The sequence below is a fragment of the Mycobacterium sp. DBP42 genome (assembly GCF_005924235.1).
GTDB lineage: Bacteria > Actinomycetota > Actinomycetes > Mycobacteriales > Mycobacteriaceae > Mycobacterium > Mycobacterium syngnathidarum.
Genome location: NZ_VCMY01000046.1, coordinates 25,735 through 42,544, shown reverse-complemented (window position 1 = coordinate 42,544; position 16,810 = coordinate 25,735). Strand labels below are relative to the sequence as shown.

14 protein-coding genes and 1 tRNA gene are annotated in these 16,810 nt (G+C 66.9%); 11 read left to right on the top strand and 4 right to left on the bottom strand.

Going from position 1 to position 16,810, the window contains the following annotated elements; genetic code table 11:
- Positions 1–150 precede the first annotated feature (150 nt).
- Positions 151–224: transfer RNA gene (locus E0T84_RS27165), tRNA-Leu, on the bottom strand.
- A gap of 132 nt (positions 225–356) precedes the next feature.
- Here E0T84_RS27165 and E0T84_RS27160 point away from each other — a divergent pair.
- From E0T84_RS27160 to E0T84_RS27150, 3 genes are all read left to right on the top strand, one after another.
- On the top strand, positions 357–758 hold the full coding sequence (locus E0T84_RS27160) for a nitroreductase family deazaflavin-dependent oxidoreductase (RefSeq protein ID WP_083284340.1): 402 nt from the start codon (positions 357–359) through the stop codon (positions 756–758).
- A gap of 102 nt (positions 759–860) precedes the next feature.
- On the top strand, positions 861–1,568 hold the full coding sequence (locus tag E0T84_RS27155; protein ID WP_371726380.1) for an ABC transporter ATP-binding protein: 708 nt from the start codon (positions 861–863) through the stop codon (positions 1,566–1,568).
- Positions 1,569–1,657: 89 nt separating this feature from the next.
- On the top strand, positions 1,658–4,054 hold the full coding sequence (locus E0T84_RS27150) for an ABC transporter permease (RefSeq protein WP_234998414.1): 2,397 nt from the start codon (positions 1,658–1,660) through the stop codon (positions 4,052–4,054).
- On the opposite strand, the gene E0T84_RS27145 is transcribed toward E0T84_RS27150, so the two are convergent.
- From E0T84_RS27145 to E0T84_RS27135, 3 genes are read right to left on the bottom strand one after another with little or no spacing between them, the layout of a single operon-like run.
- Positions 4,041–4,664, bottom strand: a complete 624-nt coding sequence (locus E0T84_RS27145; RefSeq protein WP_070187662.1) for a class I SAM-dependent methyltransferase — start codon at positions 4,662–4,664, stop codon at positions 4,041–4,043. The two genes, E0T84_RS27150 and E0T84_RS27145, sit on opposite strands and share 14 nt — an antisense overlap.
- On the bottom strand, positions 4,661–5,230 hold the full coding sequence (locus E0T84_RS27140; RefSeq protein ID WP_070944707.1) for a DUF4389 domain-containing protein: 570 nt from the start codon (positions 5,228–5,230) through the stop codon (positions 4,661–4,663). Before E0T84_RS27140 ends, E0T84_RS27145 begins: the two co-directional genes overlap by 4 nt.
- Positions 5,231–5,240: 10 nt before the next feature.
- Positions 5,241–6,416, bottom strand: coding sequence for an NAD(P)/FAD-dependent oxidoreductase (locus tag E0T84_RS27135; protein ID WP_070187666.1), 1,176 nt, complete (start codon positions 6,414–6,416; stop codon positions 5,241–5,243).
- Positions 6,417–6,575: 159 nt separating this feature from the next.
- Between E0T84_RS27135 and E0T84_RS32475 the strand changes: the two genes are divergently transcribed.
- The 8 genes from E0T84_RS32475 to E0T84_RS27095 all read left to right on the top strand — a co-directional run bounded on the left by E0T84_RS32475 (position 6,576) and on the right by E0T84_RS27095 (position 16,778).
- A complete protein-coding gene (locus E0T84_RS32475) occupies positions 6,576–6,749 on the top strand; it encodes a hypothetical protein (protein ID WP_234998410.1) in 174 nt (57 codons plus the stop codon).
- A complete protein-coding gene (locus tag E0T84_RS27125) occupies positions 6,746–6,835 on the top strand; it encodes a potassium-transporting ATPase subunit F (RefSeq protein WP_019347277.1) in 90 nt (29 codons plus the stop codon). The genes E0T84_RS32475 and E0T84_RS27125 overlap by 4 nt, the downstream gene beginning before the upstream one ends.
- Positions 6,835–8,505, top strand: coding sequence for a potassium-transporting ATPase subunit KdpA (gene kdpA, locus E0T84_RS27120; RefSeq protein WP_070187660.1), 1,671 nt, complete (start codon positions 6,835–6,837; stop codon positions 8,503–8,505). The genes E0T84_RS27125 and kdpA overlap by 1 nt, the downstream gene beginning before the upstream one ends.
- Positions 8,506–8,515: 10 nt before the next feature.
- Complete coding sequence (gene kdpB / locus E0T84_RS27115) at positions 8,516–10,669, top strand: potassium-transporting ATPase subunit KdpB (RefSeq protein ID WP_256366562.1); 2,154 nt, start codon at positions 8,516–8,518, stop codon at positions 10,667–10,669.
- Positions 10,670–10,680: 11 nt separating this feature from the next.
- The gene (locus E0T84_RS27110; RefSeq protein WP_138746047.1) at positions 10,681–11,553 is read left to right on the top strand and encodes a potassium-transporting ATPase subunit C; all 873 of its coding nucleotides are present in this window, start codon (positions 10,681–10,683) and stop codon (positions 11,551–11,553) included.
- A 7-nt stretch (positions 11,554–11,560) separates the two neighbouring features.
- Positions 11,561–14,098 carry a sensor histidine kinase KdpD gene (locus tag E0T84_RS27105; protein WP_070944591.1) on the top strand — a complete coding sequence of 846 codons (2,538 nt, stop codon included), beginning with the start codon at positions 11,561–11,563 and terminating at the stop codon, positions 14,096–14,098.
- Entirely contained in the window at positions 14,095–14,796 is a 702-nt protein-coding gene (locus E0T84_RS27100; protein WP_070187656.1) for a response regulator, read from the top strand. Before E0T84_RS27105 ends, E0T84_RS27100 begins: the two co-directional genes overlap by 4 nt.
- 101 nt (positions 14,797–14,897) lie before the next feature.
- Positions 14,898–16,778 carry a propionyl-CoA synthetase gene (locus tag E0T84_RS27095; protein ID WP_138746046.1) on the top strand — a complete coding sequence of 627 codons (1,881 nt, stop codon included), beginning with the start codon at positions 14,898–14,900 and terminating at the stop codon, positions 16,776–16,778.
- Positions 16,779–16,810: the final 32 nt, after the last annotated feature.

The window sequence follows — 16,810 nt, the reverse complement described above, 5'->3', positions numbered from 1 at the left end:
TTACACGGCTACCTCAACGACGTCCCACCCGCCGAGTACGAAGCCACGTTCTACGATGCACAACGGACCGACCAACCACTGGTCGCAATCCAATAGCCCGAGCCTCCGGCAAAACCAGGGCGATTCAGGTAGTCACCGGACGTGTTTTTGTGCCCCCAGTCGGACTCGAACCGACACTGTGCGGATTTTAAGTCCGCTGCCTCTGCCAATTGGGCTATGGGGGCGATCGGTAGCACGGTACCTGGCGGCCCGATCACCGGATGTTGCCAGCCCACGCTCGCCCGAATGGGGGATGTCACCGGCTAGCGGCGCTTGGTTGAATGAGCGCCAGGGCTGGACAGCGACGGGGGCCGCATATGCCGAGCAGTATCGCGAATTCGATTGCCGTAGTTGCCGAACGGATCGCGGCAACACTGGGACTACCGGTGATGCGGGTGATCGCCCAGTTCAACAAGTACGTGACCAACCCATTGCAGCGGCTCTGGGCGCCGTGGCTGCCGTACATGGCCGTCATCGAGCACACCGGCCGCAAGTCGGGCAAGCCGTACCGCACCCCGGTCATGGCGTTCGTCGACAGCAAGTCGCTCCGGGTCGTACTGAACTACGGCGAGCAATCGGATTGGGTGCGCAACATCCGGGCCGCCGGCCGCGCCGACGTGCTCCACCGGGGCAAGCGGTACCAGCTGACCGATCCTCGCATCATCCCGGCCACCGATCAGAAGGCCCGGTTCGTCGCCTCACTGGCGCCGCGAGTCTGAAGTTGTGTGCGAGTTTCGGCAAAGATCTCGCACATAAGTTCAGGTTCGACGATCCCTCCACCCGGCGTAGGCTGCGGATATCCCGACTCCCGGGAGGCTGCGATGCCCGAACTGGCCATCGAACTGCGCGATGTGGTGCGCGAGTACAAGGTCGGCGGCCAGACGGTGCGCGCCCTCGATGAGATCAGCCTCCAGCTCAACGGCGGGCAGTTCGTCTCGATCATCGGCCCCTCCGGCGCGGGTAAGAGCACCCTGCTGCATCTGCTGGGCGCGCTGGACTCCCCCGATTCCGGCTCGATCACCTTCGACGGCGAGGAGATCGGCCGCCTGGGTGATGAGCAGCAGTCGGCGTTCCGCCACCACCGGGTGGGCTTCGTCTTCCAGTTCTTCAACCTGCTGCCGACCCTGTCGGCCTGGGAGAACGTGGCCGTCCCGAAACTGCTCGACGGGGTCCGGCTCGGCAAGGTCAAACCGCAGGCGGTGGAGCTGCTGGACCGCGTCGGGCTGGGCAACCGGACCGAGCACCGCCCGTCCGAACTGTCCGGCGGGCAGATGCAACGCGTCGCGGTGGCCCGGGCCATGATGATGGACCCGCCACTGATCCTCGCCGACGAACCGACCGGCAACCTCGACTCGACGACGGGTGCGGCGATCTTGACCCTGCTGGGCGACGTCGCCCACGAGGAGGGCCTCGGCCGGCTGGTGGTGATGGTCACCCACAATGCCGAGGCCGCGGCGGCCACCGACCGGGTGATCACGCTGCAGGATGGCCGGCTCGGTTCCGACGAGATGTCGGTGGTGCCGGGGTGAGACTCGCGGCCGCGGCAAGTCGGCTCCGAGTGTTCAGCCTGCGCGAGCTCACCGTGCACCGGCGGCGCACCCTCGCCTCGATCGCCGTAATGGCAGTGTCGGCAATGTATCTCGTCGCGATCCTCGGCATCTTCGGGTCGATCACCGGTTCGGTGAACCGGCTCGCGGACGGCGTCGCCGGCGTCGCGGCCCTCGAAGTATCGGGGGTCACCGACGCAGGCTTTCCGGAGTCCGTCCTGGCCGACGTCGCCAAGGTTCCCGGCGTCGCGACGGCGGCACCGATGATCCGGATGTCCGCGCCCACCGCCACCGAGCCGGTGCTGTTGTTCGGTGCCGATGACCGCAGCCGCGCCTTGGAGGGCGCGCTGAAGGATGCGGTCGGGGTGCAGGTCCAGGCCCCCACCGCGGCCGAGGGGGTCCGCGTCGGCCCCGCCGTCGGTCACAACAAGGGCGAGACGTTCCGGCTCGGCTCGGGCTCGGTCACCGTCGCCGAAGTCCTCGACGGCAAGCAACTCGCCGACCTCAACGGCGGCCACTATGTGCTGGCTCCACTTCCGTTGGCACAGAACGTCACCGGAAGACCAGGGCAACTCGACTCGATCCTGATCACCACCACACCCGGTGCCGACCTCGCCACGGTGAGAGAACAGGTCACCGCCGCCGTGGACGGCCGGGCCCTGGTCGCCACCCCGAGTTCGCGGGCGGCCCGCGCCGGTGACGGCGTCAAGCTGATGAACTACATGGCGCTGATGGGCGCGGCGGTCGCCCTGGTGGTCGGCGCGTTCCTCATCTACACCACGATGACGATGGCGATCGCCCAGCGCCGCCCGGTCATCTCGATGCTGCGCGCCATCGGCGGCCGGCGCGCCACCATCGTCCGCGACATGCTCGCCGAGTCCGCGATCCTCGGGCTGATCGGCGGCACCATCGGCGCACTGCTCGGAATTGTGTTGGGCCGCCTGGCAATCGGCCGCCTGCCACCGACGATGACGCAAGGACTGGAAGCGCGCATCGAGTACTGGCTGCCCGACTACGCGATCCCGGTGGCCATCGCGGCGACGGCGCTGACCAGCGTGGCAGCGTCGGCGATGGCGGCCCGGCAGGTGTATAAGGTCTCACCGATCGAGGCGCTGGCCCCCGTCGGGGTATCGGCGGCCGACAATGTTCCGCGCTGGCTGCGCATCGTCACCGGAATCGCCGCCGTGGCAGTGCTCGCGGCGTCGATCCTGGTGGTGTTCTACCTGCCCGGCTCAATCGCTTTCGTGGCGATCGCGGCCCTGTTCACCGCGCAGATCGCGCTCGGCTTCGCGCTCGCCGGGCCGATCGTCAAAGTCACCGCGACCGTGGCCCGCCGGTTCGGGTCGGCGGGTTCGCTGGCAGCCGCGACCGTGGAACGCGCGCCACGGCGCGTGTGGGCCACCGTGATGACCGTCCTGATCGCCGTCGTCACCACCGTGGTGATCACCGGCACGAACAACGACATGATCCGCTCGGCGCGCGACATCTTCGCCCCGGTCGCCGAGGTTGACGTCTGGGTGAGCGCCAACTCACCCGGCCAGTATCCCACCGGCCTTCTGCCCCAAGGCCTTACCGCCAACGTCACCGAGGTGCCCGGGGTCGCGAACGTCACCGAAGGTGCCCTGGGCTTCGCCGTCGTGGGTGGTACCCGCGTCATGCTCGACGGCTTCGCCCCCGGCAGCCACGACGCACTCTTTCGCGCCCTCGACGACCGGACCCGTGGCGACGTGCTCGCCGGCCACGGCGTGGTGCTCTCCCAGAATCTCGGGAAAACCCTCAACGTCCGGGCGGGCGACGAACTACAGCTGCAAACGCCGCACGGTCCCCAGCGGACGAAGGTGCTGGCGCTGGTCCCCTACTTTTCGACGGTGATCGGCACTGTCGGTATGGGCCTCGATCAGCTGCGCGCGTGGTTCGACCGACCGGGGTCGACGACGCTGCAGGTCACCGCCACCGAGGGAACAGATCCCGATCGCCTGCTGGCCAATATCCGGCAGGTCGTGCCCGCACCGAACCACACCTACGACGGCCGCACGGCGCTGGCCGGCCTCGAAGCGCCGCTGCACCAAAGCATGCTGATCGCCAACGCCGTGTGGATCATCGTGGTGTTCGTCGCCGCGGTCGCGCTGCTCAACACGCTGACCCTGTCGGTGCTCGAGCGCCGCCGCGAGATCGGGGTGCTGCGGGCGATGGGCTCCAGCCGTCGCTACACGTTGGCCATGGTGCTGGCCGAGGCCGCAGCCATCGGCATCGTGGGAGGTCTCCTGGGCCTGGTGATCGGGCTGGTCGATCAGTGGCTGTTCAGCCTCGTCAGCGGCGACGTCATGAGTTTCGAGGTCTCGTTCCGGCCGAGTCCGATGGCGCTGGTGTTCACGCTCGGCGCCCTGGCGATCAGCCTCCTGGGGTCGCTGCCGCCTGCGCGACGCGCCGCCCGGCTCAACATCATCGAGGCCGTCAGTGTCGAATAGTCGCGACGCCCTGCAGATGTGGTGTACACGGCGGTGGCACCAGTGTCCGCCGGGTGCTGCGCAGGCCGCTGGTGTCGAATCCCGCTGCGGAGATGGCGTCGATGGTGCGGCGGTTCGGCTCACAGCCCGATGACAGCCAGGCCCACGGCCTCGCGATCAGATCCTGATACCGCCCCATCAAGCCGTCACCGCGCACGTGCTCGAGAACCACCAACCGACCCCCGGGCGTCAGAACGCGCCGGATCTCAGTGAGTGTGGCCGCCACATCGTCGACCGAACACAACACCAGACCGACGTGGACCGAATCGAAACTGTTGTCCGGGAAAGGAATCGATTCTCCAGCACCGTCGACGACGTCGACGGTGATGCCGTGGCGGCGGCCCAGGGCGCGTGCCATCCGACGCATCACCGGATCCGGTTCCACTGCAGCGACGGACGTCACCGCCGCCGGCACGAACAGCAGATCGGTGCCCGGGCCGGGCCCGACCAACAACAACCTGCCTGTCGCATGGCTCATCGCCGAGCGGCGGTACCGGCGATAGAACAACCGGTCGAACACCGGCATGCCCAGCCGATACACATACGGGAACAACGGGTTACGGCGCTTCAAGGCTGCTGCCCGAGATCCATTCGAAACGGCGGATATTCGTCGCTCATCAGCGAGACGTACACGGCGACGCGGTAGCGCCATCGCACGATTCCCATCAGGAGGTCGAACATGCCCTGCGAGACCGTGCCCCGGACCAGCAGTCGCACCGCGGAGATGACGCAAAGTACTTGCAGCGGCGCCTCCATCGCCCAGCACATGATGATCTGCGGCAGCGCCAACAGCCACTTCACCAGCACCGCCGCTCTCGAGAGCTGTTCGGGGTAGTCGACCTCGAGCTCACCCGGATAGTCGGCCCGGGGTTTGAGGCTGAACGGCGGGTACCGGTCGGTGGTGTTCATCGGGAACCGGTAATTCATCACCCGCCACGACCAGCGCAGCACGCCGACGTTGAAATCGAACAGGGGCCGCGGATACCGGCCGGTGAACAGGATCGCGGCCCCCGCGGCGAGCACCACCAGCGGATACACCAGGTACAGCCCGATCAGGATCGGATAGTGCGGCACTGCCAGCACACACCATTTGACCAGCCACAACGTGTTCGACGGCACGTCGATCGCGCCCCGCACCCGGACTGGATCAGCGGGCATGCTCGTCGCTGTCCGCAGGCCTGGAGGCGAGGTCCCGACTGATTCCCGCGGCCAGCCGACGGTGACTCACCGCCCGCAGGAAAGTCGCCAGCATCCACGTCATGACCCGATCCGGGACCAGCGCCGCCGGCCGCAGCACCGCCTCGCCGTGCGACACCTGCAGCGAGGCCACCCGCGAGACCGCAGCGACCCGCCGCTGACGGGTCTTCTCGTACCAGCGCAGGGCCTCGGAAAGATCGCCGTTGGCGCCCGAAATCGCCTTGCACAGCACCATGGTGTCCAGCAGCGCCTGGTTGGTGCCCTGCGCCAGGGTCGGCGGCATGGTGTGGGCCGCATCGCCCAACAACGTCACCGCGCCGTGGCCCGGCCCGGGGATGGGATGGCGGAAATGCGGATAGGGCGACCGGGCCAGGTCAGCGTCGGTCAACGTCGCGAGCAGTTCATCGACCAGCCCGGACCATCCGGTGAAATTGGTGCGGATCACCTCGATCGGATGGGCTGGGCGGACGAAGTCGGGCGACCACGGCAGATCGAACCACCACTGCACCTCGGTCTCGTCGGCGGGCCACAGGCCGAGGTTGCCGTGGTCCCCGACGATGACGAATGCGACGTGCCGATCGGCCCCGTCCGGGAGCGTGGCCAGTCCTTGCCAGCTGCACCAGCCCGTCGGCTCCGCATGCGGTGCGCCGACGATTTCGCGAACCCGGGAGTGCAAGCCGTCCGCTCCGACCGCCAGATCGCCGTCGGCACAACCGCCGTCGGCGAAATGCAGGCGGACGCCGCGAACGCCGTCGGTCACGCTGACCACCCGCGTGTGGCACCGAATCCGTTCCACCGGAAAGCCTTCCAGCAGTCGTGCGAGCAGGATCCGGCGCGGCACCATCCGGACCGGCGCACCCATCCGGCTCACTATCGCCGTCACGTCGAGCGTGGTCATCGAACGTCCCGTCGACGTCATCACCCGGACGGTGGACAATTCCTGACCGGCGCCGCCCATATCGACACCGAGCTGCCGCAGCACAGTTTCGCCGTTCGACCAGATCGTGACGGCGCCACCGCCGGCCCGCACCTCGGGGCGCTGCTCGAACACAGTGACCTCGTGGCCGTCCCGCAGCAATCCGCGGGCGATGGAGATGCCACCGACCCCGGCGCCGACAACGAGGATCCTCAGCGGCCGTTGCGGCGCTGGTTGAATGTGGTGCCGGCTCTGGGGCCGTTTTGAGCCCACGGCTCAATTTATGTCCGCTGAAGGGTCGCTGTACAGCCAGTGCACGACGCCGCCCCCAGAAAAGATTCCGTTAAGGACCAGCAGCCGGGCGTAAAGATGGCGTCAAGACCGCAGCCACCGCCCAACCGCGGACGCACCCTCGATCAGTCGCCGAAAGCCGGCGGCCGTAAACGTGTGGGAGAACCCATGTCCGTAGTGGTCTACGTCGTGTTGACAGTGGCGGTCTTCGCGCTGCTGGGCCTGGTGCAGAAGTTGGTCGAGCGACTGTGAGCTACGAAAACGTCGTCGGCCTTGGCCTGGCGATTCTCATCGCGCTGTTTCTCTTCGCGGCGCTGCTGTTTCCTGAAAGGTTCTAGTGACTACTACAACCGCGGGGATCGTTTTCCTCGCCGTCCTCATCATTGCGTTGGCGGTTGTCCACGTGCCGCTCGGCGACTACATGTACCGCGTCTACTCAACCGAGAAGCACTCGCGTGTTGAGCGCGCCATCTACCGCCTGATCGGCGCCGACCCGAAGGCCGAGCAGACCTGGGGCACGTACGCCCGCAGCGTGCTGGCCTTCTCCGCGGTCAGCATCTTGTTCCTGTTCACCCTGCAATTGGTGCAGGGCAAGTTGCCGCTGCATCTCAACGATCCAGACACCCCGATGACACCGGCGCTGGCCTGGAACACCGCCGTCAGCTTCGTCACCAACACCAACTGGCAGGCCTATTCGGGTGAATCCACCCATAGCCACCTGGTCCAGATGGCCGGCCTCGCCGTGCAGAACTTCGTGTCCGCTGCGGTCGGTATGGCCGTGGCCATTGCGCTGGTGCGCGGGTTCGCCCGTCGGCACACCGGCGACCTCGGCAACTTCTGGGTCGACCTGGTGCGCGGCTCCCTGCGCATCCTCCTGCCGGTGTGTGTCGTCGCTGCCATCGCCCTGATCGTCGGCGGCGCAGTCCAGAACTTCCACAACTACGACCAGGTGGTGGACACGCTCGCTGGCGCCAAGCAGACCATCCCCGGCGGACCTGTTGCCAGCCAAGAGGCGATCAAGGACCTCGGCACGAACGGTGGCGGCTTCTACAACGTCAACTCCGCGCACCCGTTCGAGAATCCGGCAACCTGGACCAACTGGATCGAGATTTTCCTGCTGCTGGTGATCGCCTTCTCCCTTCCTCGCACCTTCGGCCGCATGGTCGGCAGCGCCAAGCAGGGTTACGCGATCGTCGCTGTGCAGGCAACCATCGCGCTCATCAGCTGGAGCGCAACGATGTGGTTCCAGCTACAGGCTCACGGCACGGTGCCCACCGCGGTCGGCGCCGCGATGGAAGGCGTGGAACAACGCTTCGGCGTGGCCAATTCAGCGGTTTTCGCGGCGTCGACGACACTGACCTCGACCGGATCGGTGGATTCGTTCCACGATTCCTACACCAGTCTCGGCGGCCTGGTCCTGTTGCTGAACATGCAGTTGGGCGAGGTGGCACCGGGTGGTGTCGGCGCGGGTTTGTACGGCATCCTGATCCTGGCAATCATCACGGTATTCGTCGCCGGGCTGATGGTCGGCCGCACGCCGGAATACCTGGGTAAGAAGATCACTCCGCGCGAAATCAAGCTGGCTGCAAGCTACTTCCTGGTGACGCCACTACTGGTGTTGACCGGCACCGCGGCGGCAATGGCAATGCCCGGTCAACGCGCCGGAATGCTCAACACCGGCCCGCACGGGCTTTCGGAGGTGCTGTATGCGTTCACATCGGCCAGCAACAACAACGGCTCGGCGTTCGCCGGCTTGAGCGTCAACACCACGTGGTACGACACAGCCCTAGGGCTGGCAATGGTGTTCGGCCGGTTCCTGCCGATCATCTTCGTGCTGGCGCTGGCCGGATCGCTGGCCCGCCAAGGCAAAGCACCCGATTCCGTCGGGACCCTGCCCACCCATCGGCCCCAGTTCGTCGGGATGGTCGCCGGCGTCACGCTGATCCTGGTCGCCCTCACCTTCTTGCCCATGCTCGCGCTCGGGCCCCTTGCCGAAGGAATTCACTGAAATGCTTGAAATGCCAACTGCTCAGTCCTCCCCTGTCGCCGAGCGTCACTCCAGAGTGGCTGCCGAGGCCGGGCGCCACTCCAGCGTGACAAAAGGCTCGCGGATCAACGGCGGCCTGCTCGACCCCAAGATGCTGTGGCGCTCGCTGCCCGACGCACTGCGCAAGCTCGATCCGCGCACGCTGTGGCGCAACCCCGTGATGTTCATCGTCGAGATCGGCGCGGTGTGGGCAACGCTGTGCGCCATCGGAGAGCCGTCCTGGTTCTCGGGGCTCATCGTCATCTGGCTGTGGCTGACGGTGATCTTCGCCAACCTGGCCGAAGCCGTCGCCGAGGGCCGCGGCAAGGCTCAAGCCGAGTCACTCCGGAAAACCAAGAGTTCCACCATGGCCCGGCGGCTGACCGATACCGGTTCCGAGGAAGAGGTGGCCGCTCCACTGCTGCGGCAGGGCGACGTCGTCGTGGTCGAGGCCGGCCAGGTCATCCCCGGCGACGGCGATGTGGTGGAAGGCATTGCCTCGGTGGATGAATCAGCGATCACCGGCGAATCGGCACCCGTCATCCGCGAGTCCGGCGGCGACCGCAGCGCCGTCACCGGTGGCACCACGGTGCTGTCCGACCGCATCGTCGTAAAGATCACCCAGAAACCGGGCGAAAGCTTCATCGACCGGATGATCAATCTCGTCGAGGGCGCCAACCGGCAGAAGACCCCAAATGAGATCGCGCTCAACATCCTGCTGGCCTCATTGACGATCATCTTCGTCTTCGCCGTCGCCACCCTGCAGCCGCTGGCCATCTTCTCCAAGGCCAACAATCCGGGCGTCGCAGACACCCTGGCGCTCAACGCAAACGGGATATCCGGAATTGTGATGGTGTCGCTGCTGGTGTGCCTGATCCCCACCACCATCGGCGCCCTGCTGTCCGCGATCGGCATCGCCGGCATGGACCGGCTGGTGCAGCGCAACGTGCTGGCGATGTCGGGCCGCGCCGTCGAGGCTGCCGGCGACGTCAACACCCTGCTGCTCGACAAGACCGGAACCATCACGCTCGGCAACCGCCAGGCGGCTGCGTTTGTGCCGTTGACGGGTGTGACGCCGCAGCAGCTCGCCGACGCCGCGCAAATGTCCAGCCTGGCCGATGAGACCCCAGAGGGCCGCTCCATCGTGGTGTTCGCCAAGCAGGAGTATGGATTACGTGGTCGCACAGCCGGTGAACTCGACCACGCGCACTGGGTGGAGTTCAGTGCGAACACCCGAATGTCGGGCGTCGACCTGTCCGGCGACCACCGCCTGCGCAAGGGCGCCAGTGGTGCGGTCGCCGAGTGGATCCGCTCCGAAGGCGGCCGGGTGCCCACCGAACTCGGCGACATCGTCGACGGCATCTCCGCCGCCGGTGGCACTCCTCTGGCGGTCGGTCAGGTGGTCGACGGCGAAGCCGAAGTACTGGGCGCCATCCACCTCAAGGACGTCGTGAAACAGGGCATGCGGGAGCGCTTCGACGAGATGCGCCGGATGGGCATCCGCACCGTGATGATCACCGGGGACAATCCGTTGACCGCCAAGGCCATCGCCGACGAGGCCGGTGTGGACGACTTCCTCGCCGAGGCCACGCCCGAAGACAAGATGGCGCTGATCAAAAAGGAGCAGGCCGCCGGCTTGCTCGTCGCGATGACCGGCGACGGCACCAACGACGCGCCCGCCCTGGCCCAGGCCGATGTCGGCGTCGCGATGAACAGCGGCACCTCGGCGGCCAAAGAGGCCGGGAACATGGTCGATCTCGACTCCGACCCGACCAAGCTCATCGAGATCGTCGAGATCGGCAAGCAGTTGCTGATCACCCGCGGTGCACTCACCACGTTCTCGATCGCCAACGACATCGCGAAGTATTTCGCGATCATCCCGGCGTTGTTCGTGGCCCTGTTCCCCGGTCTGGACCTGCTGAACATCATGCGGCTGCACAGCCCGCAATCGGCGATCCTGTCCGCGGTGATCTTCAACGCGATCGTCATCGTGGCGCTGATCCCGTTGGCGCTCAAGGGTGTCCGATACACCCCGAGCAGTGCGTCGAAGCTGTTGAGCCGCAACCTGTACGTCTACGGCCTCGGCGGGATCATCGCGCCCTTCATCGGCATCAAACTGATCGACCTCGTCGTCCAACACTTCTGAGGGAATGTGACATGAAATTCTCCAACCTGGTTCGTCAACACGCGGCAGCCCTGCGGGCGCTGCTGGTATTCACCGTGATCCTGGGCATCGGCTATCCGGTCTTCATCTGGCTGGTGGCCGAGATCCCCGGGCTGCGCGACAACGCCAACGGATCACTGATCCAGGTGAACGAAAAACCGTTGGGTAGCAGCCTGATCGGTCAGTCCTTCACCGACGCTGACGGCAATCCGCTGCCCCGCTACTTCCAGAGCCGGCCGTCGATGGCCGGCGATGGGTACGACCCGATGTCCACCGGCGCGAGCAACCTCGGCCCCGAAAGCATTGTCGACCAGCCGGACAAGCCCAGCTTGCTCACCCTGGTGTGCTCGCGCAGCGCCGCCGTCGGCAAGCTCGACGGTGTCGACGGTGCCCGCCCGTTCTGCACCGGAAGTGGGGTCGGCGCAGTGTTGTCGGTGATCGGGCCGCGCGACGCAGGTGGGAACGTGGTGCACCCGACACAGGTGGTCAGCGTCAACGAACCGTGCGACACCACGAAGACGCCGTTCCTCAACACCTATGAGGACGTGCGGGTGGAATGCGCGAAGCCGGGCGAGAATTACAGCGCCGGCCTGATCGTGCCGATCCGCGGCAGTGCACCCGCCGATCCCGCGGTGCCGGCCGACGCGGTCACGGCCAGCGGCAGCGGACTCGATCCGAACATCTCGCCGGCCTACGCCGATCTGCAGGTCAACCGGGTGGCCAAGGCCCGAGGCCTCAACCCCGACCTGGTACGCACAGTGGTCGCCGAGCACACCGACGGACGCACCCTGGGTTTCCTCGGCGAACCGCGGGTCAACGTGCTCCAACTCAACATCGCGCTCGACTCGCTGCAGGCGCGAGGATGATGGACTTGTGAACCCGCCGCCGGTCAGCCCCGCCAAGCGCGGTGAGCTGCGCATATATCTGGGTGCGGCGCCCGGCGTGGGTAAGACCTTCGCGATGCTCGGTGAGGCGCACCGCAGGCTCGAACGCGGCACCGACGTGGTGGCCGCAGTGGTGGAAACGCACGGACGGAAGAAGACCGCGGGCCTGCTCGACGGCATCGAAGTCATTGCGCCGCGCTACGTCGAGTACCGGGGTGGTCGCTTCCCCGAACTCGACGTGGCCGCGGTACTGGCCCGCAACCCGCAGGTGGTGTTGGTCGACGAACTCGCCCACACCAACACCCCGGGCAGCAAGAACCCGAAGCGTTGGCAGGATGTCGAAGAACTGCTGGACGCCGGGATCACCGTGATCTCGACGGTCAATGTCCAGCACCTGGAAAGCCTCAACGATGTGGTCACCCAGATCACCGGCATCGAACAGCAGGAGAAGGTTCCCGACGAGGTGGTCCGCGCGGCCGATCAGATCGAGTTGGTCGACATCACCCCGGAGGCGCTGCGCCGCAGGCTCTCCCACGGCAATGTGTACGCACCGGAGCGGGTCGATGCCGCGCTGTCGAATTACTTCCGGCGCGGAAACCTCACCGCGCTGCGCGAATTGGCCCTGCTGTGGTTGGCCGACCAGGTCGACGCGGCCCTGGCGAAGTACCGTGCCGACAACAAGATCACCGACACCTGGGAGGCCCGCGAGCGCGTGGTGGTCGCGGTCACCGGCGGCCCCGAGTCGGAAACGTTGGTGCGCCGGGCATCACGGATCGCCTCGAAATCCAGTGCCGAGCTGATGGTGGTGCACGTCGTTCGGGGAGACGGGCTGTCGGGTGTCTCGGCGCCGCAGATGGGCAAGGTGCGGGAGCTGGCCGCCAGCCTCGGTGCCACCGTGCACACCGTGGTCGGCGACGACGTACCCACTGCGCTATTGGATTTCGCACGGGAACGCAACGCCACCCAGCTGGTGCTCGGCACGTCGAGGCGGTCCCGGTGGGCCCGGATGCTCGACGAGGGTATCGGCGCCGTGGTCGTACAGCAGTCCGGCAAGATCGACGTGCACATGGTGACCCACGAGCAGGCCCGCCGCGGCTTGGGCTGGTCGGCGGCCAGCCCTCGGCAGCGTCATGTCGTGTCCTGGCTGGCCGCCCTTGTGGTTCCCTCCGTGATCTGCCTGGTGATCGCGACCATGCTCGATCCGTATCTCGGGGTCAGCGGTGAGAGCGCCCTGTTCTTCATCGGCGTGCTGATCGTCGCGCTGCTCGGCGGCGTTGCGCCGGCCGGATTGTCGGCCCTGCTGTCCGGGCTGTTGTTGAACTACTTCCTGGTGGACCCGCGCTACACGTTCACGATCGCCGAACCCGACAGTGCGGTCACCATCGTGGTGCTCCTGTTGGTGGCGGTGGCGGTCGCGGCGCTGGTCGACGGGGCCGCGAGCCTGGCCCGCGAAGCCAGGAAAGCCTCGCAGGAGGCCGAACTGCTGACCTTGTTCGCCGGGTCGGTGCTGCGCGGGGCCGATTTGACCACCCTGCTGGAACGGCTGCGCGAGACCTATTCCCAGCGGGCGGTGAGCCTGCTGCGCGAACGCAGTGGACGCGCGGACATCGTGGCGTGCGTCGGCACCAAGCCGTGCGCCGACGTCGACACCGCCGACACCGCGATCGAAGTCGGGGACGACGAATTCTGGCTGCTGATGTCCGGGCGCAAGCTGGCGGCGCGAGACCGCCGTGTGCTCAGCGCCGTCGCCAAACAGGCTGCCGGACTGGTCAAGCAGCGCGAACTCACCGAGGAGGCCGGCAAGGCCGAGGCGATCGCGCAGGCCGACGAACTGCGCCGCTCGCTGCTGTCCGCGGTGAGCCATGATCTGCGTACCCCGCTGGCCGCAGCCAAGGCGGCGGCGTCGAGCCTGCGCAGTGAGGACATCGACTTCTCCGCCGAGGACACCGCTGAGCTGCTCGCCACCATCGAGGAATCGGTCGACGCGCTCACCGCGCTCGTCGGCAACCTGCTGGACTCGTCTCGATTGTCGGCGGGAGTGGTCCGCCCCGAGCTGCGCCGGGTGTATCTCGAGGAGACGACGCAGCGTGCACTTCTGGGAATCAGCAGGGGCGCCACCGGATTCACCCGCGAGGGCCTGGACCGGGTGAAGGTCGAGGTCGGTGACGCCGTCGCGATGGCCGACGCCGGGTTACTCGAGCGGGTGCTGGCCAATCTGATCGACAACGCCCTGCGGTACGCCCCCGACGGTCCCATCCGGGTCAGCGCCGGGCAGGTGGCCGATCGGATACTGATCGCGGTGATCGACGAAGGACCCGGCATGCCGCGCGGGGCCGAGGAAAAACTGTTCGCGCCGTTCCAACGGCTCGGCGATCACGACACCAGCATCGGCGTCGGGCTGGGCCTGTCCGTTGCCCGCGGCTTCGTGGAAGCCATGGGTGGCATCATCTCCGCGACCGATACTCCCGGCGGGGGCCTTACCGTCGAAATCGACCTTGCTGCACCGCAAAAGGACCAACCGGCATGACACCAACCAGCGCCGCCAAGACCCGCGTCCTGGTGATCGACGACGAACCACAGATCCTGCGTGCACTGCGGATCAACCTGTCGGTACGCGGCTATGAGGTCGTCACTGCCACCGACGGCGGTCAGGGCCTGCGCGCCGCCGCCGACCATCGGCCCGACGTCATCGTCCTCGACCTCGGGCTGCCCGACATGTCGGGCATCGAGGTGCTGGCCGGCCTGCGCGGCTGGCTGTCGGCACCGGTGATCGTGCTCTCGGCCCGTACCGACTCGGCCGACAAAGTCGAGGCCCTCGACGCCGGCGCCGACGACTACGTCACCAAACCCTTCGGTATGGACGAGTTCCTGGCCCGGCTACGCGCCGCGGTACGCCGCGGGGCGGCGGCGTCGGAAACCGATGAGCCCGTCATCGAAACCTCCTCGTTCACAGTCGATCTCGCGTCCAAGAAGGTGACCAAGAACAATCACGAGGTGCATCTGACCCCCACCGAGTGGGGCATGCTGGAGATGCTCGTCCGCAACCGCGGAAAGCTGGTCGGCCGCGAAGAGCTGCTGCGCGAGGTGTGGGGCCCGGCCTATGCGAAGGAAACCCACTACCTGCGGGTCTATCTGGCACAGCTGCGCCGCAAGCTCGAGGACGATCCGTCCCACCCGGTGCATCTGCTGACCGAGGCGGGTATGGGCTACCGCTTCCAGGAGTAGCTCCTTCCGCCGAGCAGACACAGAATCGCACTTTGCAGCGTGGAATGGTGCGACTCTGTGTCTGCTCGCGGGAGGGGTCGCGTACACGCTACGGTGCCGGTATGTCAGGTGATGGTGCCCTTTACCGCGCTCTTTTCGACGCCAGCCTCAACGACCCGGCCTCGTTCTGGGCCGACGCCGCCGAGGCGGTGACCTGGACTTCCGAGCCGCAGCGCATACTCGACGACACCAACCCGCCGTTCTACCGGTGGTTCCCCGACGGCGAGCTCAACACCTGTGCCAACGCCCTGGACCGCCACGTCGACGAGCGCGGCGATCAAACCGCGCTGATCTACGACTCCCCCGTCACCGGCACCAAAGCCGGCTACACCTACCGAGAGTTGCGCGACGCCACAGCCCGGTTCGCCGGGGCCCTGCGGGGACTCGGCGTCAACAAGGGCGATCTCGTCGTGATCTACATGCCGATGGTCCCCGAGGCCGTCATCGCGATGCTTGCCTGCGCGCGGCTCGGCGCCGTGCATTCGGTGGTGTTCGGTGGGTTCGCGGCGCATGAGTTGGCCACCCGGATCGACGACGCCCGCCCCGTGGTCGTGGTGAGCGCATCCTGCGGCATCGAGCCGACCCGCACCGTCGAATACAAGCCCATGCTCGACGCGGCACTGGAGATCGCCGAGCACAAACCGAGGGCCTGCGTCGTCCTGCAACGAGAGCAGTGCCCCTGCCAGCTGGTCGACGGACGCGATCACGACTGGAAGCAGCTACTGGTGGACGCTGCACCGGTCGATCCGGTGCCGGTGGCCGCCACCGATCCGCTGTACGTGCTCTACACGTCGGGCACCACCGGTAAACCCAAGGGCATCGTCCGCGACAACGGCGGGCATGCGGTCGCCCTGCTGTGGAGCATGCGTCACATCTACGACATCGCACCCGGCGATGTGTTCTGGGCGGCCTCCGACGTCGGCTGGGTGGTCGGCCACTCCTACATCGTGTACGCGCCCCTGCTCCTGGGCGCGACAACCGTTCTCTACGAAGGCAAACCGATCGGCACCCCCGACGCCGGCGCGTTCTGGCGAGTGGCGGCCGAGTATGGCGTCAAGGCGTTGTTCACCGCCCCGACCGCCATCCGAGCGATCAAGAAGGAAGATCCCGACGCTACCCGCCTGGCCGACTACGACCTGTCCGGCCTGAAGTACCTGTTCCAGGCCGGCGAGCGCCTGGACCCCGACACCTACCACTGGGCCGCCGACAAACTCGGCGTCCCCGTGGTCGATCACTGGTGGCAGACCGAGACCGGTTGGGCGATCGCCGCCGATCCGATGGGCGTCGAGCCGCTGCCGATCAAGCCGGGTTCGGCGACGGTCCCGATGCCGGGTTACGACGTGCAGATCCTGCGTTCGGACGGCTCTCCGTGCGATGCGGATGAGGAAGGCGCGATCTGCATCAAGCTGCCGCTGCCTCCCGGCACGCTGCCCACGCTGTGGGGCGATGACCACCGCTATGTCGCGTCGTACCTGTCGGCCTTCAACGGGTACTACCTCACCGGCGACGGCGGCTATGTGGACCCCGACGGCTATCTGTTCGTGATGGGCCGCACCGACGACGTGATCAACGTTGCCGGACACCGGCTCTCGACCGGGTCGATCGAAGCCGTGCTGGCCGATCACCCAGCGGTCGCCGAATGCGCGGTGATCGGTGTCGCCGACGAGCTCAAGGGACAGGTGCCGCGCGGCTTCGTCGTACTCAAGACCGGCGCTTCGACCGAGGGGATCACCCAGGAGCTCGTGGACCAGGTGCGCGAAAGTATCGGTGCGGTTGCGGTTTTCAAGAAGGTCGACGTGGTCGCGGCATTGCCCAAGACCCGGTCCGGCAAGATCCTGCGCAAGACCATGCGCGGTATCGCCGACGGTTTGGACGAGCCGGTGCCCTCCACCATCGAGGATCCCGCAGTGCTCGACGCCCTCAAGAACGTCCTGCGGAGCTGATCCCTTCCGCGAGCAGACACAGAGTCGCACGA